Origin of the sequence: Faecalibacillus sp. TM498, assembly GCF_020589955.1 — a bacterium.
GTDB classification, from domain to species: Bacteria; Bacillota_I; Bacilli_A; order Erysipelotrichales; family Coprobacillaceae; genus Faecalibacillus; species Faecalibacillus intestinalis.
The window spans coordinates 47686-70452 of the sequence record NZ_JAJDKB010000004.1; the positions used below are offsets into that span (position 1 = coordinate 47686).

Consider the following 22767-nt stretch of genomic DNA (forward strand, 5'->3'; position numbering starts at 1 on the left):
TTAAAATACTTGTCCTATCTTTCTATATTTTTCATAACGTTTATTAATCAATTGAGATGTTGATAACTTTTGTAATTCTTTAAGATTTGTATTTAAATATTCTTTTATTTGTCGATAAACTTCATAACTTTCAACAGTAGCCCCTTTTAAATCTTCATCTATGATATGATCAATAATATGACGCTCATAAAGATCCTTAGCTGTTAATTTCATTAAGCTTGCAGCCTCTGCAACACGCTTTCCTTCTTGATCTTTCCATAAAATAGAAGCAAATCCTTCAGGAGATAAAATCGAATAAACACTATTTTCTAACATGACTAAGCGATCACTTACACTTAAAGCCAAAGCTCCTCCAGAACCTCCCTCACCAATAACAATAGTAATAATAGGAACTTTTAAAAGAGACATTTCTAAAAGATTTCGAGCAATTGCTTCTCCAATTCCATGCATTTCTGCTTCCATTCCTGGATAAGCTCCTGGAGTATCGACAAAAGCAATAATAGGACGTTTAAATTTTTCTGCCTGTTTCATTAAGCGCATTGCCTTTCGATAGCCTTCTGGTGAAGACATTCCAAAATTACATTTTAAATTATCTTCTAAAGTTTTTCCTTTTAAATGACCAATAATTGTTACAGGTTGTTGATTAAATAAACCAATACCTCCAACAATTGAACCATCATCTTTTGCTAAACGATCTCCATGTAATTCAATAAAATCATCAAAGAGATGATTGATATAATCTTTAATATTTGGTCGTGTACTTTTTCTAGCAAGATAAACATGATCATAAGGTGAAAGATGTTGATAATATTCTTCTTGTTTTTTGATTTGACTTTCGATTTCTTTTTTTCTTTCTTGATTGCAATCAAGAAGTTCTTTTTGTAACTTTTCAATTTCTTTTTCTACTTGACTTAAAGACATCTTTATGCCCCCTTACCATGCATTTTTAAAATTCTAATAAGTGTTGAACGCATTTCTTGACGTTTCACAATTAAATCAACAAATCCTTGTTCTTCCATAAATTCTGTTGTTTGAAAGTTTTCCGGTAATTTTTGTTTAAGCGTACTTTCAATGACACGTCTTCCTGCAAATCCAATCAATGCTTGAGGTTCACCAATAATAATATCTCCTAAGCTTGCAAATGAAGCTGTTACTCCTCCTGTTGTTGGATGGGTAATATAGGAAATATAAAGTAAACCTGCTTGGTGATGTCTAGCAAGAGCTGCGGAGGTTTTTGTCATTTGCATTAAGGAATAAATTCCTTCTTGCATTCTAGCGCCTCCTGAAGCTGTAAAAATAATGAGTGGATACTTTCTTTTGGTTGCATGTTCAATAGCTTTCGTGATTTTATCACCTACAATAGAAGACATACTACCCATTAAAAAACGTGAATCCATCACACAAGTAATCACCTTTGTCCCATTTATTTTTCCACTTGCTACAACAACAGCTTCATTTAAACCTGTTTTTTGTTGTAGAATTTCTAATTTTTCATCGTATCCGGGAAATTCTAAAGGATTTACTCTTTGTGTACTTTTATAGAGTTCTTTATATTTTCCTTGATCATAAATCATTTCTAATCTTTCATAAGCAGTAATCTTTAAATGATTTCCACAGTGAGGACAAACTGACATATTTTTTTTAAGTTTACTTGTAAGAATCAATTCTTTACACTTTGGACATTTTGTATAAAGTCCTTCAGGAACTTCTTTTCTTTCATTTTCTCTTTTTTTTCTTAATGACTTAAATAAATGAAGTTTTTCTTTTCTTTCCTTAAATAACTGTTCCATCATCTTTCATTCACCAACTCATCTAAATGTTTTTCAATAAAACTTGTATCAAAATTTCCTTTGACATAATCACTTTCATGTAAAATCAAATACTGTAATTCTTGATTCGTATCAATACCATCAATCACTAATTCACTTAAGACCCTACGCATTTTACGAATTGTTTCAATACGATTTCTTCCATGAACGATTACCTTAGCAATCATTGAATCATAATGAGAAGACACTTGATAACCTTGATATAAAGTTGTATCAATACGTACCCCAAAACCTCCTGGAATATGTAAACTACTAACAATCCCTGGTGAAGGTCTAAAACCTTCTTGAGGATTTTCAGCATTGATACGACATTCAAGGGCATGTCCCTTTAATTCAATATCACTTTGTTTATAATTCAATTTTAAATGTGCAGCGATTCTAATTTGTTCACGAACCAAATCAACCCCCGTTACCATCTCTGTTACTGGATGTTCAACTTGAATACGCGTATTCATCTCAATAAAATAATATTTTCCATCCGGTGCTAAAACAAATTCAATAGTTCCTGCATTAACATATCCTACTTTTTTAGCTGCTTTGATAGCATCATTTCCCATCTTTTCTCGAAGCTCTTGACTTAAAGCTTTACTTGGAGATTCTTCCATCATCTTTTGGTTTCTTCTTTGAATTGAACAATCTCTTTCTCCTAAATGAATAACATTACCAAAATGATCAGCTAAAATTTGAAATTCAATATGTTTAGGATTTAGAATCAATTTTTCCATATACATATCATCATCACCAAAACAAGCCTTTGCCTCCGCTTTAGCTGTTAAATAAGCATTTTCAAAATCTTCTTCCTTAAAACATTTTCTCATACCTCTTCCACCACCACCGGCAGAAGCTTTAATTAAAACCGGATAACCAATCTTTCTAGCAATTTCTTTTCCTTGACTGACAGATTCAATACTGCCATCACTTCCAGGAACAACTGGAACTCCTGCTTCAATCATCATTTGTCGAGCAACGCTTTTATTCCCCATTTGATCAATCACATCACCACTTGGACCAATAAAAGTCATACCACATTTTTCAACAAGTCTGGCAAACGTCGAATTTTCAGATAAATAACCAAATCCAGGATGAATTGCATCACACCCTGATAAAGTAGCTACTGATAAAATATTTTCCATATTTAAATAACTCTCACTACTTTTAGCAGGTCCAATACAGTAAGCTTCATCTGCTAATTGAACATGTAAAGAAGTGGCATCTGCTGAAGAATAAACAGCAACGGCTTCAATTCCCATTTCTTTACAACAACGAATAATTCTAACGGCTATTTCACCGCGATTAGCAATCAATATCTTTTTAAACATTTTCTTCAATAACCATTAAAGCTTGATCATATTCTACAAGCGCTTCATTTTCTACAAGAATTGATGTAACCGTTCCATCACATGGTGCCTTAATTTCATTCATCACCTTCATTGCTTCAATAATACAAATAATATCTCCTTTTTTAACTGTCTTTCCAACAGTAACATACGGATCACTTTCAGGTGAACTTGCACCATAGAAAACACCTACAATTGGTGATTTTACAGGTGTACCTGTAGACTCTTTGGTATTAACTTCTGCAACCATTTTATTTTCTTTTTCTAATGGTTTTACATATTCAACTTTTTCACTTTCTTTTTCTAATTCTATTTTTAAATCATCTATTTCTACTTTCATTTTAGTGACATTTGATTGATCAAACTCACTCATAATTTGTTTAATGAAATCTAATTTCATAGCATTCTCCTTTGTTTGAAGTTCAAAGCATATAGTAAAATAATAAGCTTTGAAATTCAAAGCTTATTATAAAATATATAGTCGCCTCAGCGACACCTCTTTACTATTTGTTTGCTTCAATATAATCTACGATATCTTTAACAGTTTTCATGTTAGAAGCAACTTCATCTGGAATTTCTACTTCAAATTCTTCTTCAATTTGCATAATTAATTCAACAGCATCTAAAGAATCAGCTTCTAAATCATCTTTTAAATTTGCTTCCATTGTAACTTGACTTTCATCACAACTTAATGAATCAACAATGATCTCTTTTACTTTTTCAAAATCCATTTTACTTTCCTCCTTGAATACGGTTTGTATTATACACGAAGAACATAAAATGTAAATACTTTGAAGTTCAAATTTATTTATTTTTTTAATTTTCTTTGATTTTATCAACATTTTTTATTTAAAAAAATTTTTTTAAATAGGATAAATCATTGATTTATCCTCTTATTCTTTATGAAATACCCACTTTGTTTGTGCACTATAACTAAGTAAAAATAACAGTAAATCCCCTACTGGTTTCGCAAGTTTTTCTGACATGATATTAAAAATCGATGCCACATAAACAAATAAAGTAGATAAAATTGTAATAATAACTGTTAGAATCAAAAAACGAATAGCTGTCTGTCTATTGTTTGTTTTTCCTTTAAAAACATATTTTTTATTAACTACATAATTAACAATTGTAGAAATAACTCTAGCGATAAGACTTGCTAGAGCAATACGCCAAAAATCACTTGTCATCCATATTTTTAAAACATCTAATAAAATCCACGCTAATAAAACATCTATTATAGAACTAATAATAGAGGAAGATACAAAGCGAATAAGATGTAAGAAGATAACATAAATAATTTGAGAAGTTTTATTTTTTGGATGAAAAGCTTCTTGTGATAATTTTTTAACCTTGATTTCTTCTATATCATGTTGATTTTGTACTTGATCTATTAGAGCTTGTACTTCATAACAGTTTTCATCAACTTCTAGCATTTCATCTAAATAAGATATTGAAAAGCCAAACAATTCACTGTCGACATTGATAAATTTTTGATTATAAATAAGTGAAAATAATTGAGATAAAATCTTTTTCCCTTGATGATGCACAAAATAGAATTTAGATGCATCCTCATTAATTGATTGACTCATTTGATCAACTAATTTTAAATCATATTCATTTTCTAAAATAAGAATTCCTTTTTTATCTTTTAAGTGTTCTTTAACATACTGATATCCTTTTTTTAAAGCATAGCCTTTCCCTTTAAAATGTGGATAATTAATGATTTTACAATCATAGACCATCCTTTCAAAAACAGCATGATAATTTTCATCAGAGCCATCATTAATTACAACAACATCATAATTTTTTTCTTTTAACTTTTTAACATAGTTTATAATCCTCTCCCTAGGATTATAAACTGGTATTAAAATAACCATTTTACTAAACATATTCATCCCTCATCATATCTATGATACATGAATGTGTTTTAAAGTACAAACTTATGAGAAAAAATTATTCTTAATTTTTCTTAATAATTAATTTATGAGTTTCTAGTTATTTACTATTTTTTATGCTAAACTACTTTTGTTTAAAAGGGAGAGAGTTTATGAATTTTAAAAAGAATTATAAAGGAATGTTATTATGTTTGATTATTGCCATTCCTTGTTGGTTTTTAGGAAAGAAGTTTCCTATTGTAGGTGGTCCTGTCTTTGGAATTATTCTTGGAATGATCATTACTTTATTTATTAAAGATAAAAACGAATTACAATCAGGCATCACTTTTACATCAAAAAAAATCTTACAGTATGCGGTTATCTTGTTAGGATTTGGAATGAATTTATCGGTCGTGTTACAAACAGGAAAACAATCTTTACCAATCATTCTAGCTACGATTTCTACATCTTTAATTGTCGCTTACCTGTTACATAAAATCATGCATATTCCAAGTAAGATTTCTACTCTAATTGGTGTTGGTTCTTCTATTTGTGGTGGTTCAGCCATTGCGGCTACAGCACCTGTTATTGAAGCCAGTGATGAAGAAGTAGCTCAAAGTATTTCTGTTATCTTTTTATTTAATATGATTGCTGCTCTATTATTTCCTACACTTGGAACACTGTTAGGTTTTTCTACAAAAAGCGGTGAAGCTTTTGGAATCTTTGCTGGTACTGCTATTAATGATACATCTTCTGTAACAGCAGCAGCTTCTACGTGGGATTCAATGTACCATCTACAAAGTGCTACTTTAGATAAAGCCGTAACTGTTAAACTTACAAGAACACTTGCAATCATTCCGATTACTTTGGTTTTATCTTTTTTTAAGTTAAGAAAGAATAAAGATGGTCAAAAAATTAATTTAAAGAAAGTTTTTCCATTTTTTATCATTTATTTTGTGTTAGCTTCTATTATTACAACAGTTGCTATTAAAATGGGAGTCTCTGCTGATTTCTTTACACCCTTTAAAGAATTAAGCAAATTCTTTATTGTTCTAGCAATGGTGGCTATTGGTTTAAATACAAATGTTATTAAATTGATTAAAAATGGTGGTAAACCAATTATTTTAGGTTATATTTGTTGGATATGTATTGCTTGTATGAGTTTATTCATGCAACATCTTCTTGGAATATGGTAAAAAGCTCTTAGGAGCTTTTTTGTTAAGTTAATGTTAAGTTTATTTACTTCACATTAAGAAAGTGTTAATCTACTTACGGATTGTGAGGAATATATATATATGGAACTATCGAATATTTTTTCAATGTTAGGTGGTTTAGCGCTTTTCCTTTATGGAATGAATATGATGTCTAATGGATTAGAGCTTGCTGCCGGAAATAAAATGAAATCTATTTTAGAAAAATTAACTTCTAATCGTATTTTAGGAGTTTTAGTTGGAGCTTTAGTTACAGCTGTTATTCAATCTTCTTCAGCGACAACAGTCATGGTCGTTGGATTTGTTAACTCTGGATTGATGTCTTTAACAAGTGCTGTTTGGGTAATTATGGGAGCCAATATTGGAACAACAATTACAGGTCAATTGATTGCTATCAATATTACTGCACTTGCTCCATTATTTGCTTTTATTGGAGTTGCCATGATTGTTTTCTTTAAAAGCAAGAAATTAGATGCTATTGGTACGGTTATTGGTGGTTTAGGTATTTTATTTATTGGAATGGAAACAATGTCAAAGGCTATGGTGCCACTTAGAACAATGCCTGAATTTGTAGGATTGATTTCTAAGTTCCAAAATCCACTTATTGGTATTATCGTAGGGGCTTTATTTACTGCACTTATTCAAAGTTCATCAGCATCTGTCGGTATTTTACAAGCTTTAGCTAAAAGTGGTGTTATGACTTTATCATCATCTATTTATGTATTATTTGGTCAAAATATTGGAACTTGTATTACTTCTGTTCTTGCTTCTATTGGAACAAGTAAGAATGCTAAAAGAACAACAATTATTCATTTATCTTTCAATATTATCGGAACTGTTATTTTTGTAACGATTAGTTTATTATTCCCATTTGCTCATTTAATTGAAAGTATTACACCAAATAATGTAGCTGCTCAAATAGCTAACGTACATACAATATTTAATATCACAACAACTTTATTATTACTTCCAATTGGGACTAAATTGGTTGATCTAGCAACTAAGATTTTACCTGAAGATAAAGAAGAAAGCGAACATATGTCTCTTAAATATTTAGATTTCAGTATTTTTGAAAATGATTTTCATATTGGAACAAGTGCTATCGCTAATACTCAATTATTTAATGAAACTCAACATATGTTAAATGTAGCGAATCATAATGTTAAAAGAGCATTTGAACTTTTAAATCATTTTGATCAAGAAAAATACGAACGTCTTCTAAAAGATGAAAACTATATTAATTATTTAAATCAACAAATTATTGATTTTACAACTGCAGCTATTTCAAACGAGTTCCCTACAGAAGGTTCTCAAACAATTGTATTATTTTTAAAACTATCTTCTGATTTAGAAAGAATTGGTGATCATGCAATCAATATTGCTAACAGAGCTCAAAGATTAGCAGAAGATGATACCCATTTTTCTCAAGATGCTTTAAAAGAAATAAGTATTATGGAAAGTTTATGTAATAATATTTTAGATGAACTTATTATTATGGATTATGATGAATTTAAATATATCGTTGATAAAGTCGATGTTATGGAAGATAATATTGATAAAACACAACATCAATTCGCAGTTAATCAATTAATTCGTTTAAAAGAAAAAAAATGTTCAACTGAAAACAGTATTATTTACACAAAAATCTTAACTGATTTTGAAAGAATTGGTGATCATGGTTTAAATATTGCTGAAAGCTTATATCATATTCGTAAAATCATGAAACAAATGAAAATGATTAAACCAGAAATAGAAGAAGCATAAAAAAATAGGTTATAGCGATTTGATTCGTTATAACCTATTTTCATTAATGAATAATTTTTAAGACATCTTCTTCACTATTGATATTAAAAATATTTAATGTAAGTTCATTGAGTTTTTCTAGCGATGTTGTTGTGAGTTTTTCTTCTAAAGGACTTGATATAGTTCCTCGTTTTACTTTAAGTTGTTCTTTTAATGTTTTTTCAATTCCTATAGCCTCTCCTTTTTCAATTCCTTGATTTTCAAATCTTTGAAATAATTGATCCATTGCCTTACACATATTGATTTCATCTCCTTCTGGTAAATCTTCTTCTTTAATGTCCGTATGTGTCAAGATGGCTGCTATCTTATAATTTTCTACACTGATCATACGGTTTGTCCTTAACTTTTCATAGTCTCCTTCAAGCATGCTTTGACTGATCTCTACCACTTCTTTTAGACGTTTACTTTTAAGGATTTGAGGATCCATTTTTTGAAGCTCTAACACTGGTAGTTTCCAATCATTGATATAGTCTTCCATCTCAGGTGATACTTTCAAGCTTTCTTTTAAAGATTTTGGATAGGTCCATTCCTTATCTCCCGTATAAAAGACAAAGCTTCCTACTGGTCGTACTTCTTTTCCACTTTCTACCTGATTGATATAAAGCTGTGCATCATAGTTGAGTATACGAATAATCATATTCTTATTCAAAGTACTTTGATGCTCTACACCAATGATCATATAATCCCCATTGATACTTGCTTTTCTGACGATATCTCGATATCTTTTCGTTTTCATTGGTAATGCTTCTTTACCTATCAATGTTGAAACATCATTTTCCTGTGAGATCAGATTTCTGGTTTGATGACCTGTCTTCCATGAAAATAGAGAGCATTGCATAGATCTGCAAAACATTCCCCGTCTCTTAAGAACTGTTTACAGGTTGTATCACTTGCATTTCTTATTTGACTCATTTTTTTACCTCCTTACATGAGTGTTTTATAGTTAGTAATCATCGCTTTTTCATATCTTTTTTAATATTGATGTAAGGAGCTTCCTGATTTAATTGTATCATATGCTTAAAGGTAATTTGTCTCATATTTGTTTCACATTTGTCTCATTTCTATTATCATTTTATCTTCTTTTTTCCTTCTTTCAATGGATAAATAGTCCAAAAAAAAGATGCCTTCGCTAAAGCATCTAATTGTATGGAAGAGTAATAATTAAAACAAATGTTTCTGGTAAATCTTGGATAAACAATTGTCCGTGATATGTTTCTACAATTTTTTGAACACTTTTTAAACCAATTTTATTACTTTCAATTTTTTGTAAATCTTTTTTCTTTTCATTTTCAAAAACAATTTTTATTTTACCTTGTTTAATACTAATTTCTAAATAAATAGGTTTATCTTTTTTAGCATATTTCAATATATTTGAACAAATATTATTGATCATTCTTTTCATCATTGATAAATCTAATTGTAAATCAACTGAGCATATATCAATTTCTTTTTCAATCCTAAATCCTTCTAATTCTAAATATTCAAGATTTTCTTGAAGATAATATATAAATTGTTCACTTTGAATCGTTTCTAATTGAGGCAATAAATCTTGTTCAAAAACAAGTGCATATTCAAATGTTTTATTTGATAAATCTTTAATTTGTTCTGTTTTTTCAATACATCTTTTTAAATAATGATCCATTTGTTTTTCATCTTTATAACAATGTAAGCTTAAAATATCCAAATAACCTCTTAGCGTAGTAAGCGGTGTTCTTAAATCATGTGATAAAGAAGTAATTAATTCTTGATGAGCTTCTTTAATTTTTGATTCATTTTGATAATTTGAATCTAAGGTTGTTCTTAAAATATCAATTTCACGTGCCAATATAGATAATTCGTCATGACTCTTGATTGTCATTGGATGATTTAAATCTCCTTGTGACATATTTAATACTTCTTCTTTTAAAATATTAATATATTTCACTTTTTTTCTAATAAAAATAAATGTAGGTAAAAAGAAAACTAATAAACTAACAAATAAAGCACAATAAAAATAATACTTTATATATTTTAATAAATGCATAGAACTAACATAAACAATTCCCTCACCATCTTTAAATGTTATTGTTTCTGTAAAAAAATTATTAAATGCATATTGTTCAAAATCACTTTTTAAAATATACAAAGGTGTAAATCCTACCGGCTCATCAAAAATTTTTCCAAGACTACCATCAATGTATAATTCTTTTTCATTATAAAGAAGAATATTCGTATAATCATCATGCTTTTTTAAAAGCTTTTTCAATTCCTTTTTATCATTTTTATCTTTTGAATAAATAGAAATATTTTTTGCTTCTTCTTTAAAACCTTTTATAAACGTCTTTTCATTAAAAGGTTTTTCAACGGTTTCAATGAAAGTATAGAAATCTGTTACATTGTTTCTAAAAAAGGCATAACATAAGATGGCTAAAATAGCCGAAGAAAGAAGTAATAAAACGATTTTCATTGATAAACTCAAATTTCTTTTAGTCAATATAATACCCCTTTCCCCATACTGTTTTAATAATACGTGGGTTTTGTGGATCATCTTCTATCTTCTTTCTTAAATTTCGAATATGTACCATAATCGTATTATTCGCCCCATAATAATAATTTTCATGCCAAATAGCTTCAAATAGTTGACTTGCAGAAATAACTTGTTTTCTATTTAGTAACAAATAATCTAAAATTTCATATTCTAAATCTGTCAAAGAAAGTTTTTTTCCATTCAACTTAACTTCTTTATGTTCTTGATTGACTTCTAAATTTTCAATAATCGATGTTTTTCTTATTGAAGAAATCTCTTTTTCCTTTCCTTGATAAACATGATATCTCCTTAATAAAGCTTTTACTCTTGCATTGAGTTCATTATAAGAAAAAGGTTTGGTTAAATAATCATCCCCACCACTTGAAAAACCTAATGTTTTATCACTTTCTTGACCTTTAGCCGTTAAAAATAAAATAGGAGCATTAGTTTTTTCTCTCATTAATAAACACGCTTGATAGCCATTCATTTCAGGCATCATGACATCTAAAATAATAAGATCTATCTCATCATCTAATAACTCTAGCGCTTCTTTTCCATCTTTGGCTTCAATGATTTGATAGCCTTCATTTGTAAGTAAAACATGAACAACTTCTCTAATGTCTTCATGATCATCAACGATCATTATCTTTTCTTTCATAAACTTCTCCAATCTTTTGCCTTGACCCAATTTTCGTGGTTCATCATATGATCTAGATGTTCCATTACTTTTTTTTGTGATGCATATTTTTGTATTAACTGCATTTTCTCATCATAATTTTTTTGATCTATCTTCTTTAATGCATGAGGAACATGCTTCTTTTTATAATATTTTCCAAAATAATATAAATTTTGATTTGTTGCTTCTATACTAACTATTTGTGATGTTAACCGATGATGAATATGTCCATATTCTCCTAATGGATTATGAGTTACAACCATCGCCCATGCTTTCTTATTTAAAATATATGTAATGTCTTTTTTTATTTTTTGTTTAACATGTAACCACTTGTCTCTTTGACCATTTGTTTTATCTGGATAGTCAAACATTAATCCTTGATTATGTGTCTCTTTCATAATCTTCATAAATTCTTTTTTTCTTTTTGCATTATTTCCATTTGTTAAACAAACAACTAAATAATGTCCCTTCAATAAATGACTTCCACCCCAAATTGTTTCATCATCTGGATGTGCAACGATCATTAATTTCTGACATTGTTTTAAATCTATTTGATTAATTTCTTTTTGATGTAAACATTTAGAATCATCTATTAAAAAACATCCTAAAACAACCATTATACAAATAACGATAATACTTTTCTTCATTTCTATCACCTATTATACCTTATCACTTATTTCTTAATAATAATTCATAAGAATTCTTAAGACTTTCTAAAGCCTCCTTTTACGTAGACTTTATTTGTTTATGATTTCTTAAGAATTGATTAAGGGAATTATTAAGAATGACTTGCTAGAATGAATAGCGAGGTAAAAAAAGATGAAGAAAAAAGATTATTTGTATATGTTGGTTTTAACTATTATACCATTATTTATGGTCTTCATAGTAAAAAGTCAACATCTCTTATTTGGAAATTCAATTGATTGGTTTAACCAGCATGTCACTCTTGCTGATGCTTTAAGACATGCAATTAGAAGTGAAGGAACAATTTTTCCTACTTATCTTTCAAATTTAATGTCAGGTGTTAATATTTATCATTTTTCTTATTATGGTACTTTAAGGTTTGATGTTTTATTAGGTGCTTTATTGATTCATGTAAAAATGGTCAATATCATCATTTTCTATCAAGTATTTTTAATAATTTTAACACTGATTGCTTGTTATTTATTTTTAAGAAATCATCTTAAAAATCGTTATCTATGTTTTTTGATGAGTTTATTCACTTTACTTTCAGCCTTATTTTTTCAATTTCATAAACAAATCATGTTTGTAAATTATATGCCTTTTTTATTTTTAATGTTACGTAGTATTGATCGTTATTTTATAAGTCAAAAGATAACAAGTATTGTTATCTGGGGAAGTTGTATTGTATTACATAGTTATTTTTATTGTGTTGGGTGTTTTATTGTTTGTTTTATTTATTTTATGCTTCATTGTTATCGTTATAAAAACTATAAAAAACATTTTTTACATTTAATTGCTGCTTATCTTCTTATTGTTTTATTGACAGCTATTTATACAATTCCAACATTATTTGTAATTGCTGGTGGAAATAAAAGTGTGAATGCAACCAACTATCTTAGTTTATTGATTCCGACTTTTTCACTAAAGGGACTTCTTTATAATAACTATGGCTGTGGTCTCACTTATATGTTCTGGGTTTTAATTGTCTCTGGATTATTTAAAGAAAAGACACGTACTCTATCAATTATTTTAATGATTTCTATGTTATGCCCTATCGTCAGTTTGATTATGAATGGGTTTTTATATGCTAGAAGTAAAATACTGATTGTTTTTTTACCTTTGGTTATTTTACAAGCAGGTCTTGTATTAGAAAATAATCATTTTAAGATCAATAAGTATATGCTATTTCTCTTTGTTTTTCCATTATTTTTTATACAAAGATCTGAACTTGTTTTTCTTGATTTAATTATTAGTTTGATCATTCTTTATTTTTCAAAAATAAATAAAAAAAGATGTTTTATTTATCTTTTAGTCCCTCTATTCGTTGTTTATTACAATAATCCTACAACCAGTTTTCTACCAAATAAACAATATAAAAAATACGCAAATCAAGAAGTAGAAACATTGATTCAAAGAAATTTTATAAATACTTTAGTTAATATGAATGAAATTCATCAAAATATGAATCAAACTTATCAAAATCAAGTAACCCGTCTTTCAGGTTATACATCAACAAATCATCATCTTTATAATTCATTTTTATTTGATACTTTAAAGATTCCTATTTCTTTAAATAATCGTGTTGGACAAATAGATCAAAATAATCTTTTCTATTTAAAGATGTTATCCGTTGATTCAATTATCTCAAAAAAGAAAATCGATGGTTATCAAGAAATTGATGCTATTAAAGATTTAAAACTTTATCAAAGTCAAGATATTATGCCTATTGCTTATGCAACAAATAAACTCTATAGCCAAAATCAGTTTCATCAACTGCAATATCCTTATACCTTGGATATTCTTTATAATCATGCCATTGTAAAAAATGGAAATAGTACAGATCAAAGTCAATTTATCAAAGAAGACATGGGTTTAAAGAGTTCATATCAAATTCAACAAAAGAAAAATAAAAAAATCACTTTTTCTCTTCAAAGAAAGACTAAAAATCAAATCATTGTTATTGAAGGCGATATTAAAAATTATAAACCACATCAAAGTGTCTCTATTACAATCAATGGGATTAAAAATAAATTATCTAGAAATAATTCACCTTATTATAATCAACATACACATTTTACTTATTTATTATCTGGTGAAAATATTAAAACTTTATCTATTTCTTTATCTAAAGGACATTATGATCTTAAAAATATTAAAACTTATTCTTTAAATAAAGAAGTTATTGAAAATAGAAATAAAGAAGTAGATTCTTTAAATATTCAAAAAGGAAAAGATGTTTTAAAAGGATCAATTAATGTTAAAAATGATGGTTATTTTATAACTCGTATTCCTTATGATCGTGGTTATACAATTTATATCGATAGTAAAGTTGTAAAGAGTGAAATTGTAAATGAAGCGTTTTTAGGATGTCCTATTAATCAAGGAAAACATAAAATTCAAATAAAATTTACCCCTACTGGATATCGTTTAGGTTTTATTCTATCTTACTTTGGATTTATGGTGATTTTTATAAATTATATTATTGAAAGGAGACGAAAAAATGAAGGATGATACAAAAGAAATAGTGAGTTATGTTTTTGTAGGTGGGATGACAACTCTCGTAAATTATGTCGTTTATTTCATTTTGTTAAAAATACATAGTCATTGGTTAATCGCTAATAGTATTTCTTGGATTTTTGCAGTTTTGTTTGCTTATTATACAAATAAAAGATATGTGTTTAAAAGTACAAATAATATAAAAAAAGAATTTATATCTTTTATCTTATTAAGATTTATGACGTTATTGATTGAAAATATATGTCTTTATCTTTTAATTGATTTATTAAATCTTCAACCAATGATCTCTAAAGTATGCGTCAGTTTTATTACGATTCTATCAAATTATATTTTATGTAAATTTAAAATTTTTAAAGAAGAAGGTGTTTGTCATGGATAAAATAAGCATTATTGTTCCTTGTTTTAATGAAGAAGATGTTTTACCACTCTTTTATAAAGAAGTGACTCATGTTTTAGAAAGTATTGAAAATATTGATTATGAAATACTTTTTATCAATGATGGTAGTCATGATCATAGTGAAGATATTTTAAAATTACTAGCTCATAAAAATCCTCATTGTTTCTATTATTCTTTTTCTCGTAATTTTGGAAAAGAAGCCGCTATGTATGCAGGACTTGAAAATGCTAGTGGAGATTATGTTGTTATTATGGATGCAGATTTACAACATCCTCCTTATTTATTAAAAGAAATGTATAACTCATTAAAATATGAAGAATATGATTGTTGTGCCGGTAAACGTATTGATCGTACTGGTGAAGGAAAATTAAGAAACTTTTTATCTCATAGTTTTTATAAAGTGATTCAAAAACTTACAAAAATGGATATGGATGATGGTGCTGGTGATTTTAGAATGATGTCTCGACAAATGGTCAATGCTATTTTAGAACTTAAAGAATATAATCGTTACATGAAAGGATTATTTTCTTTTGTAGGATTTAATACAAAATGGCTTGAATTTCATAATGTTGAACGTCCTGTTGGTAAAAGTAAATGGAATTTTGCTAGTTTATTTTCCTATGCATTTAAAGGCATTTTCTCATTTTCATCAACACCTATTACGATTGCAGGAGTCATTGGTGGTATTTTAATAGGTATTTCTTGTATTGTTTCTTTATACTCTGTTTTTGTTCATCCTGTTTCCTATCTTACAAGTTTAGTTTTATTTTTAAGTGGTTTGCAACTTATTTTTGTTTCTATCTTAGGTCAATATTGTTCATCATGTTACTTTGAAACGAAACAAAGACCTATTTACATTATTAAAAATACAAATAATATTCATAAAAAAATGGGATAAATGAAAAAGGATTGTTATTCAATCCTTTTTTCATCATAATCTTTAATATTCAACTCTTGAAAAGATAAACAACTTTCTTCTTTTGTTAAGCGTACCGTTTCCCCATAATTATTGATTTTTAATAAATATTTTCATTTTTTTAATTCATTCCACAATAAAAAGAAAAGGATTGTTTATATGAACAATCCTAATCTTAAATTCTATAATCTAATTATTTTTAACGATTATATTTTCTTTTTCTTAAAACCATAATTCCTAAACCAGCCACTAGAAGCATAGCCATCATTGTTATAATTGGTGTGCTATCTCCTGTTTTTGTTGATTTAACAACTTGACCAGTAATTGTTTGTTTTCCATTATTTGAAGAAGATGGTTGATTATTAGATGAAGAATCATTTGGTTTTGATGGTGTTGTATCACCAGGTTTAGATGGTTCAATATCTATTTTTACTTTCTTTACAATAACTTCTCTTGTAAATTCAACTTCATTACCAAGAGCATCAATTACTTTATAAACAATTTGGTAAGTTCCAGCTTTACTTGTATCAACATCATTACTTACAACTGTAAGTTTATCTGTAATATCTGTACCATCAACATCATAAGCTTTAACACCAGTTAATGGATCAAATTTATCACCAACATTAAATTCTTTAGAATCAATTACAAGTTTTGCTTTTTCAACAACTGTAATTGTAAATGTTTTACTTGCTGCATTACCAGCTTCGTCTTTTACAGTTACTATAATTGTATAAGTTCCTGCTTGATGACAATCATAATCACCGCTAATTGTTAATTTATCTGATAAATCACCATCAACATCATCTATTGCTTTTAATGCTAATAAATCTTTGATGTCTGTATCATCATCTACATAAATAATCGCATCATTACCACTAATTTCTGGAGCTGTAACATCTTGTTTTCCTTTAAATGTTAATTCAACATGACGATAATTGAAACCATCAATGTCATCATAAATACGAATAAATTGTTTACCAGCGTCTAGTTTTACTTCAATTGTATCACTGTCTTGATAGTTAGACCATCCACCAGTATTTTTTAAAGTAACTTCTCCTAATGGAGTAGTTGTATTACCATCAACTTTCATAATAATAGCTTTTGTATCACTACCACAATTATGACTATAGTTAATCTTTAAATCATATACTCCAGCGGTTTTAGCATCAACATAATAATCTTGATAAGTACCTGCTGAACCAAATCCAATATTTTTAGTTGAAGAACCTTCAATTGCCCAACCAATTTCTTTAGAACCATCAATAACTTGATCAGCCTTAATTGTTGTTACTTCATTTTTTACATCTTTAACTTCTACTGCATCTGTTAATTTTTTGATTTGTAAATTTGTTAATTCAAAGCTTGGATTATTTACTTCAAGTCTTAAAGTTTGTTTACCAGCTTTTAAGTTTAACATTTGTGCATAACCTTGAGTATTTCCCCAATATTTACCAAAAGAAACACTACCTAAATTATCTGTTGCTAATCCTAAACCACCACTTAATTTCAAACCATTCGTAACAGCTTCATCATCTTTAACTTTATAAGTTAAAACATAGTTTCCTTCTTCTTCTACATTTAAGAAGAAATCTAAATAATCTCCTTTAGCACCATTTACTAAAGTACCTTTTTTACGATAAGCATCATTTTCACTTAATTTAACAGCTTCATCTTTTACATCAATACTATCTGGTAAACGATCTGTTTTTAATAATTTAATATTTGAAACTAAATCTAAATCACCATCACTATAGCCACTAGGTTTAACAGTAATTGTTCCTGCAAGATCATCATAATTTGTATTTGTACGTTCTAATGTAACAGTTGCTGTTGTACCATCTTTGCTTACTTCAACTTTGCTTACTTTAACATATTGTGCAATTTCTTCACTTAATGTTAAATCACTTGCTTTTATTTCTTGATTAAATTTACCACCTGTAATCTTTAAATCAAATGTATTGCTATCAAAATCAAGATTACCAATATCTTCTAAGCTTTCTTCATCATTAACTGCTTCAATGATTGTTTGATTGCTTAATGAGTAATCTTTATCTCCTACTTCTTTAGCATTGATTTCAACAGTTAAAGTACGATTACTATCGTAATCTACAACTTCTTGTCCTTTTAAAGTAATTGTTGCTTCTGTATCACTTACTCTATCTAAATCAAAATCAATTCCTTGAGGTAAATCAATTTTCCAATTATCTTTATTTAATCGTTCATTAAATTTACCATCTTTTAAATGAACAATAATCTTTTGTCCATCTAATTTCCCTTCTTTTAATGAATCGTTTTCTAATTGAATATATGATCCAAATGATAATGATTTTAAATTAAATCCACCATTATTTTTAGGAACAAACATAATTTTATGACTACCTTCTGATAAATCAATAGCAACTGTTCCTTTTTTATAAGCACTAAAGCTTCCGGTTGTTTCTAAAGTACTTGATGTTGTTAAAACATCATCTACATAAATATCAAATTCCGCATCTTTTTCAGCTTTAGCGTATTCAAGTTTCATCTTATAATTATCTGCTTTTTGAACATTGACGGTATATTCTAATTTATCATTATCATCAAAGAAACCAACATTTTCGTTATTTTCAGCAATAATATTTTCACCATAGCTATAATCTAATGCATTAATATACCCTGGTACATTTAAAACATCTTTTGCTTTAGTAAATGTTAAAGCACCAATATCCATATCCCCTTGTGGTAAGGATAATGTAAGTCTTTGTACGCCGGCATTTAATTTTACTTGGACTTGAACATTTCTTGTTGTACTCCATGCATTCCAATCTTTAGACCAAGTATCAAAACGTTTAGTGACTGTACGTCCTACTTCTTGATTATCTACTTTTAAAACAATTTGTTTATTGTCAGTATTACTATCAACTGATGGTCCACTTGTTGGTCCAATAGCGTGAGGAATTGAAACATTATAAAGACCTGCTTCTTTAACATCAATTAGATAATCTGCCCAAGCACCATCTTGAACGTTTCCAAATCCAGAACCATCATCTTTAACTTTTAATTTATCATAATTAACTGCATCGGTTGCTTTTAATACACCTGGAATTTCATTTCCTTTGACTTCAGCAATAGAACCATCCCAAATATAAGTTGCTACATTACCAGCAGGTAAAACAGCATTAAATTGTGTGCCATTCATCATCACTTTAAATTTTTGATCAGAGCCACTACGATTTGTAACAATCATGACAATTTTTCCTGTTTCAGGATCTTTAAAAGCGACATTTGTAACAGTTGAACTACTTCCATTATTTGTATCAATACGAACATATCCTGGTTTTACATATTTAGTAAATTGAGACATGATATATACTTCAGGTGTTGCCCAATATCTTTGAGGGTTATTGGCATCTTGTACAAATAATGTTGGATCAGGTGTTCCTACCCAATGATGAGTCCCAACATTACTATCTAACATTGTTACCCAACTATTATAACTTTCAGAACCATTTCTTAACCAAGTAATAATATCATTAGCACCACTTGTTCCCCAAACAGATCTTTCAGTTAAGTTCATACTTAATTTGTCTTTGTAATTATCATAGAAAGATCCCATTGTTGAAGCATTTCCTCCATATGGATGGAAGGCAATACCATCAATATTATAATCATCTCCAGCTTCTTTAAAGAAATCTTTCATAAAATTATCGGCACCATCAAAGTTATGATCAAAAGCCCATAATTTAACAGCTTTTTCTTGATCATTTAAAATTGTACTTTGAGCTAATTTTGCTTTAATAGCTTTAGCAAGTTTAGCTTCTTGTGTTCCTGTCATAGCACAACTTGGATAGTTGATTTCAAGTAATGGTTCATTTTGGAGAGTCATAGCATAAATTGGAATACCTTGTTTTTTATACTCTTCTACATAACGCACCATATATTTAGCTAAATCATTAATATAAGCATCATTTAATTTTCCACCTTTTAATAATAAATCATTATTTTCATATGATTTACTACTAGAAGTTGCTGTTTTCATCCATCCTGGTGGTGTCCAAGAAGACGCAAAGAATTTAAGATTATTTTCTACTCCTAATTCTTTAGCAATCGTTAACATTTCATTAAGAACTTTAATAACACCATAATCTTGATCTTTTTGAATACTAAATCCTTTACCAGTTACATTATTCCAATCTGGTTTTCCATCTAATTCTTTACCAGTTCCATCATAATAAGTATAGAAGTCTTGAGCTGTAAAATCAGATGTTCCAATTGTAACCCTAATTAAAGACATTCCCATACCATTAACTGGATCTAATAATCTTCTTAAAAATGCTTGTCGATTTTCATCAGTCATCTTTAATAAATTATGAATTGTTGCTTCTTCAATAGAAGTTCCCATTCCTAAAACACTTTGATATGTTTTTTGATCATTAACAATAATTGTTGTTTGCTTAGAATCATCTGCTACACGTAGATCTAAAGCATCTTTTATTGCATTTTTATTAGAAATTTCAAATTCACCTTTATACCATGACATGCTTTGTGAATTTTCTGAAGAGGACATACTTACTTCAACAGCACCTTCTTGTAACATAGCACCTGTCCCAACATTCGTCACTTCTTCTGGAACAACTGGTCCTACATAATCACCAGCTTTTTCAAATGTATAATAATCAAAGTTGAAATCTTTATCACGTGCTACAAGTTTAAGTTCATGAACACCTGCTTTTAAACTTACTAAAGCGTTCATTTCTTGAGCAGTAAATGTTGTCCAACTACCTGTTGAAACAATAGATGTATTCTTCTTTTCTAAAACTAATTCATCATCTAAATATAATTCAAATGCCCCTTCAATTGTTGATTCATATTGACGAGCTGCTTGAACAGTTAACTTATATGCTGCTTTTTCAGGTACTTTTATTTTATAAGCCATATAACGCCCATCTTGTAAATATCCAACAGTTGTACCATTATTTTCTAATTGAATACTACTATGTGCATCAATAAAGTCTTCTGCTTCTAATTTTCCATTTGTTTTTTCTAAATCTACAACATTTGGATCATCTGGTGATGTAACATCACCTGTTTTTTGTGATTTCTTTAAACCATATCCTACAGGATATAAAACTTTACTTGTATCTGTATATTTACTTGTAATATCTTGAGGATACCAAGTCCATGTAATTGGATTTGTTCCTACAAAATCTTTATTGCCTAATAATACATCGGCAACTCCATCACCTTCACTACCTGGAAGCCAAGCATTGACAATTCCTTTAATATGACTATCATTTACGTAATCGGCAATGGCAATTGGACGTCCTGTTGTTAAAACTAAAATAATTGGTGTATCAGGATGACTATTTTCAATTTGTTTAATTGTACTGATATCACTTGCTGGTAATTTTAATTGACTCGCACTTCTATCTCCATTGCTTTCAGCATATGGATCTTCTCCGACAACCACAATTGCTGCATCCACTTTTGAAGTAGAATCTGCATATACGCCATTAGCACTATAATTAATCGTACCACCTTTTTTATCCATAGCTGCCTTTAAACCACTGAAAATCGTTGTACCCTTTGTCGTATTTCCAGTTGATCCTTGCCATGTAATTGTCCAACCACCACATTGTTTACCAATGTCATCGCCAGCACTTCCTGCAACCATTAAATTATCCATATTTTCTAATGCTTGCATCATTGTTTGTCCATCTTTTACTGTATCATTTTTTAATAAGACTAAAGATTCACTTACAGCTTGTCTTGCAAGTGTACGGTGTTCTTGTCCACCAAATAATGCTTGTGCATCTTTATTAGCGTATGCTTTTGAAGAATCATCTAAGAGTCCAATATTTTCTTTTGCTGTTAAAATACGTGCAACAGCATCATTTAAACGTTCTTCACTAATTTTATCTTCATTAACGGCTTCTACTAAAGCATTATATAAATTTTTCCAACGAGGTGTATCACCATCTTGTTCAGCAACCATTAACATATCAACCCCGGCATTGATACAAGCAATGGCTTTATCTTTATAAGATGATTGATTTTCAATTTGATCTAAACCATTATAATCACTAATAATAATACCTTCAAAACCAAGTTTTTCTTTTAATAATGTTGTAAGAACATCTTTATTCCCATGACATTTCTTACCATTAATACTATTATAAGAAACCATAATTGATTGAACACCTTGATCAATGGCTTTTTTATATGGAGTAAGAATTTCTTTAACAATTTTATTATCCATATTCGCATTGATTAAGTCATTATAATCCCTTTCACTCAATTCAACATTGCCTTGGTTTGTTCCATTTGTTGTTAAACCTTCACCTAAATAATGTTTAGCAGTTGAAAGAGTTGAACCATCTTTTTCAATTCCTTTAATATAAGCATTTCCTAAAGAGGTAACACGTTCAACATCATCACCAAAGGTTTCATAAGTACGTCCCCAACGTTCATTATGTGGAACCCCTAATGTTGGTGTAAATGTCCAGTTAGCTCCCATTGCTCTTACTTCACTGGCTGTTGCACTCCCAATATTTTCAACTAATTGTTGATCATTGGCTGCTGCTAAACCAATATTATGAGGATAGATTGTTGCACCATATAAATTATTATTTCCATGAACAGCATCTATTCCATAAAGCAATGGAATACCTCCACTATTAATAACTGCTTGTTGATAACTATTTGCTGAATCTACCCAATTGTTCAATTGATTTCCGGTTGATGGTGCAGCCCCACCACCACTTAAAATTGAACCAATTTTATATTCAGCCACTTCTTCTGGTGTAATCCAGCGGGTATCCGCTTGAATCATTTGTGCAACTTTATCAGTTGAGCTCATATTATCAATTATATTTTGAACCCTTTGTGATATTGTTGACTTTGCATCGACTCTAATAGTTGAGGCTACAACCATTAAAGCCACTAACACTACTTTCAATATCCTTTTCATCATATTCCCTCCAAATTCATTGGTACAAATTCATTATATGCCTACATTTACGCAAAGTAAAG

At 28.9% G+C, this 22767-nt stretch carries 17 protein-coding genes; 5 read left to right on the plus strand and 12 right to left on the minus strand.

Annotation, left to right across the window (positions count from 1 at the left end; translation table 11 throughout):
* The 6 genes from LJD32_RS02395 to LJD32_RS02420 all read right to left on the minus strand — a co-directional run bounded on the left by LJD32_RS02395 (window position 1) and on the right by LJD32_RS02420 (window position 5058).
* Window positions 1-921: an acetyl-CoA carboxylase carboxyltransferase subunit alpha gene (locus tag LJD32_RS02395; RefSeq protein ID WP_022000694.1), complete on the minus strand. Its 921-nt coding sequence runs from the start codon at window positions 919-921 to the stop codon at window positions 1-3.
* A 2-nt stretch (window positions 922-923) separates the two neighbouring features.
* The gene (gene accD / locus LJD32_RS02400) at window positions 924-1790 is read right to left on the minus strand and encodes an acetyl-CoA carboxylase, carboxyltransferase subunit beta (RefSeq protein ID WP_032091814.1); all 867 of its coding nucleotides are present in this window, start codon (window positions 1788-1790) and stop codon (window positions 924-926) included.
* Window positions 1790-3148 (minus strand): acetyl-CoA carboxylase biotin carboxylase subunit, encoded by a 1359-nt coding sequence (locus tag LJD32_RS02405; RefSeq protein WP_227391683.1) that lies wholly within the window; start codon window positions 3146-3148, stop codon window positions 1790-1792. Before LJD32_RS02405 ends, accD begins: the two co-directional genes overlap by 1 nt.
* Complete coding sequence (locus LJD32_RS02410; protein ID WP_032091725.1) at window positions 3141-3566, minus strand: acetyl-CoA carboxylase biotin carboxyl carrier protein; 426 nt, start codon at window positions 3564-3566, stop codon at window positions 3141-3143. Before LJD32_RS02410 ends, LJD32_RS02405 begins: the two co-directional genes overlap by 8 nt.
* A gap of 103 nt (window positions 3567-3669) precedes the next feature.
* On the minus strand, window positions 3670-3897 hold the full coding sequence (gene acpP / locus LJD32_RS02415; RefSeq protein WP_022000698.1) for an acyl carrier protein: 228 nt from the start codon (window positions 3895-3897) through the stop codon (window positions 3670-3672).
* Between the two features lie 162 nt (window positions 3898-4059).
* Window positions 4060-5058 carry a GtrA family protein gene (locus LJD32_RS02420; protein ID WP_227391682.1) on the minus strand — a complete coding sequence of 333 codons (999 nt, stop codon included), beginning with the start codon at window positions 5056-5058 and terminating at the stop codon, window positions 4060-4062.
* Window positions 5059-5216: 158 nt separating this feature from the next.
* Between LJD32_RS02420 and LJD32_RS02425 the strand changes: the two genes are divergently transcribed.
* Both LJD32_RS02425 and LJD32_RS02430 read left to right on the plus strand, forming a co-directional pair.
* Window positions 5217-6239: a YeiH family protein gene (locus LJD32_RS02425; protein WP_227391681.1), complete on the plus strand. Its 1023-nt coding sequence runs from the start codon at window positions 5217-5219 to the stop codon at window positions 6237-6239.
* A 99-nt stretch (window positions 6240-6338) separates the two neighbouring features.
* The gene (locus LJD32_RS02430) at window positions 6339-8018 is read left to right on the plus strand and encodes a Na/Pi cotransporter family protein (protein WP_227391680.1); all 1680 of its coding nucleotides are present in this window, start codon (window positions 6339-6341) and stop codon (window positions 8016-8018) included.
* A 43-nt stretch (window positions 8019-8061) separates the two neighbouring features.
* Here LJD32_RS02430 and LJD32_RS02435 read toward each other — a convergent pair whose 3' ends face one another.
* The 5 genes from LJD32_RS02435 to LJD32_RS02450 form a co-directional block, all read right to left on the minus strand.
* Window positions 8062-8793, minus strand: coding sequence for an Rpn family recombination-promoting nuclease/putative transposase (locus tag LJD32_RS02435; protein WP_227391679.1), 732 nt, complete (start codon window positions 8791-8793; stop codon window positions 8062-8064).
* A 50-nt stretch (window positions 8794-8843) separates the two neighbouring features.
* Complete coding sequence (locus LJD32_RS15250) at window positions 8844-8969, minus strand: hypothetical protein (protein ID WP_264472057.1); 126 nt, start codon at window positions 8967-8969, stop codon at window positions 8844-8846.
* Window positions 8970-9195: 226 nt separating this feature from the next.
* Complete coding sequence (locus tag LJD32_RS02440; protein ID WP_227391678.1) at window positions 9196-10530, minus strand: sensor histidine kinase; 1335 nt, start codon at window positions 10528-10530, stop codon at window positions 9196-9198.
* Window positions 10523-11221: a response regulator transcription factor gene (locus LJD32_RS02445; protein ID WP_227391677.1), complete on the minus strand. Its 699-nt coding sequence runs from the start codon at window positions 11219-11221 to the stop codon at window positions 10523-10525. The genes LJD32_RS02440 and LJD32_RS02445 overlap by 8 nt, the downstream gene beginning before the upstream one ends.
* Entirely contained in the window at window positions 11218-11886 is a 669-nt protein-coding gene (locus LJD32_RS02450; protein WP_227391676.1) for a PIG-L family deacetylase, read from the minus strand. The genes LJD32_RS02445 and LJD32_RS02450 overlap by 4 nt, the downstream gene beginning before the upstream one ends.
* Before the next feature lie 172 nt (window positions 11887-12058).
* Here LJD32_RS02450 and LJD32_RS02455 point away from each other — a divergent pair, with 172 nt between their 5' ends.
* The 3 genes from LJD32_RS02455 to LJD32_RS02465 are packed head-to-tail and all read left to right on the plus strand — an operon-like array spanning window position 12059 to window position 15735.
* Window positions 12059-14434, plus strand: a complete 2376-nt coding sequence (locus LJD32_RS02455) for a YfhO family protein (protein WP_227391675.1) — start codon at window positions 12059-12061, stop codon at window positions 14432-14434.
* Window positions 14424-14819 carry a GtrA family protein gene (locus LJD32_RS02460; RefSeq protein WP_032091734.1) on the plus strand — a complete coding sequence of 132 codons (396 nt, stop codon included), beginning with the start codon at window positions 14424-14426 and terminating at the stop codon, window positions 14817-14819. Before LJD32_RS02455 ends, LJD32_RS02460 begins: the two co-directional genes overlap by 11 nt.
* Window positions 14812-15735: a glycosyltransferase family 2 protein gene (locus tag LJD32_RS02465; protein ID WP_227391674.1), complete on the plus strand. Its 924-nt coding sequence runs from the start codon at window positions 14812-14814 to the stop codon at window positions 15733-15735. The genes LJD32_RS02460 and LJD32_RS02465 overlap by 8 nt, the downstream gene beginning before the upstream one ends.
* A 217-nt stretch (window positions 15736-15952) precedes the next feature.
* Here the strand turns inward: LJD32_RS02465 and LJD32_RS02470 are convergent, their stop codons facing one another.
* Window positions 15953-22705, minus strand: coding sequence for a glycoside hydrolase family 3 N-terminal domain-containing protein (locus LJD32_RS02470; protein ID WP_227403797.1), 6753 nt, complete (start codon window positions 22703-22705; stop codon window positions 15953-15955).
* Window positions 22706-22767: the final 62 nt, after the last annotated feature.

Coding starts and splice junctions, on each gene's coding strand:
- LJD32_RS02430 (WP_227391680.1), top strand. CDS start 6,339: ATGGAACTATCGAATATTTTTTCAATGTTAGGTGGTTTAGCGCTTTTC.
- LJD32_RS02435 (WP_227391679.1), bottom strand. CDS start 8,793: ATGAAAACGAAAAGATATCGAGATATCGTCAGAAAAGCAAGTATCAAT.
- LJD32_RS02410 (WP_032091725.1), bottom strand. CDS start 3,566: ATGAAATTAGATTTCATTAAACAAATTATGAGTGAGTTTGATCAATCA.
- LJD32_RS02460 (WP_032091734.1), top strand. CDS start 14,424: ATGAAGGATGATACAAAAGAAATAGTGAGTTATGTTTTTGTAGGTGGG.
- LJD32_RS02425 (WP_227391681.1), top strand. CDS start 5,217: ATGAATTTTAAAAAGAATTATAAAGGAATGTTATTATGTTTGATTATT.
- LJD32_RS02470 (WP_227403797.1), bottom strand. CDS start 22,705: ATGAAAAGGATATTGAAAGTAGTGTTAGTGGCTTTAATGGTTGTAGCC.
- LJD32_RS02450 (WP_227391676.1), bottom strand. CDS start 11,886: ATGAAGAAAAGTATTATCGTTATTTGTATAATGGTTGTTTTAGGATGT.
- LJD32_RS02455 (WP_227391675.1), top strand. CDS start 12,059: ATGAAGAAAAAAGATTATTTGTATATGTTGGTTTTAACTATTATACCA.
- accD (WP_032091814.1), bottom strand. CDS start 1,790: ATGGAACAGTTATTTAAGGAAAGAAAAGAAAAACTTCATTTATTTAAG.
- LJD32_RS02405 (WP_227391683.1), bottom strand. CDS start 3,148: ATGTTTAAAAAGATATTGATTGCTAATCGCGGTGAAATAGCCGTTAGA.
- LJD32_RS15250 (WP_264472057.1), bottom strand. CDS start 8,969: ATGAGTCAAATAAGAAATGCAAGTGATACAACCTGTAAACAGTTCTTA.
- LJD32_RS02445 (WP_227391677.1), bottom strand. CDS start 11,221: ATGAAAGAAAAGATAATGATCGTTGATGATCATGAAGACATTAGAGAA.
- LJD32_RS02395 (WP_022000694.1), bottom strand. CDS start 921: ATGTCTTTAAGTCAAGTAGAAAAAGAAATTGAAAAGTTACAAAAAGAA.
- acpP (WP_022000698.1), bottom strand. CDS start 3,897: ATGGATTTTGAAAAAGTAAAAGAGATCATTGTTGATTCATTAAGTTGT.
- LJD32_RS02465 (WP_227391674.1), top strand. CDS start 14,812: ATGGATAAAATAAGCATTATTGTTCCTTGTTTTAATGAAGAAGATGTT.
- LJD32_RS02420 (WP_227391682.1), bottom strand. CDS start 5,058: ATGTTTAGTAAAATGGTTATTTTAATACCAGTTTATAATCCTAGGGAG.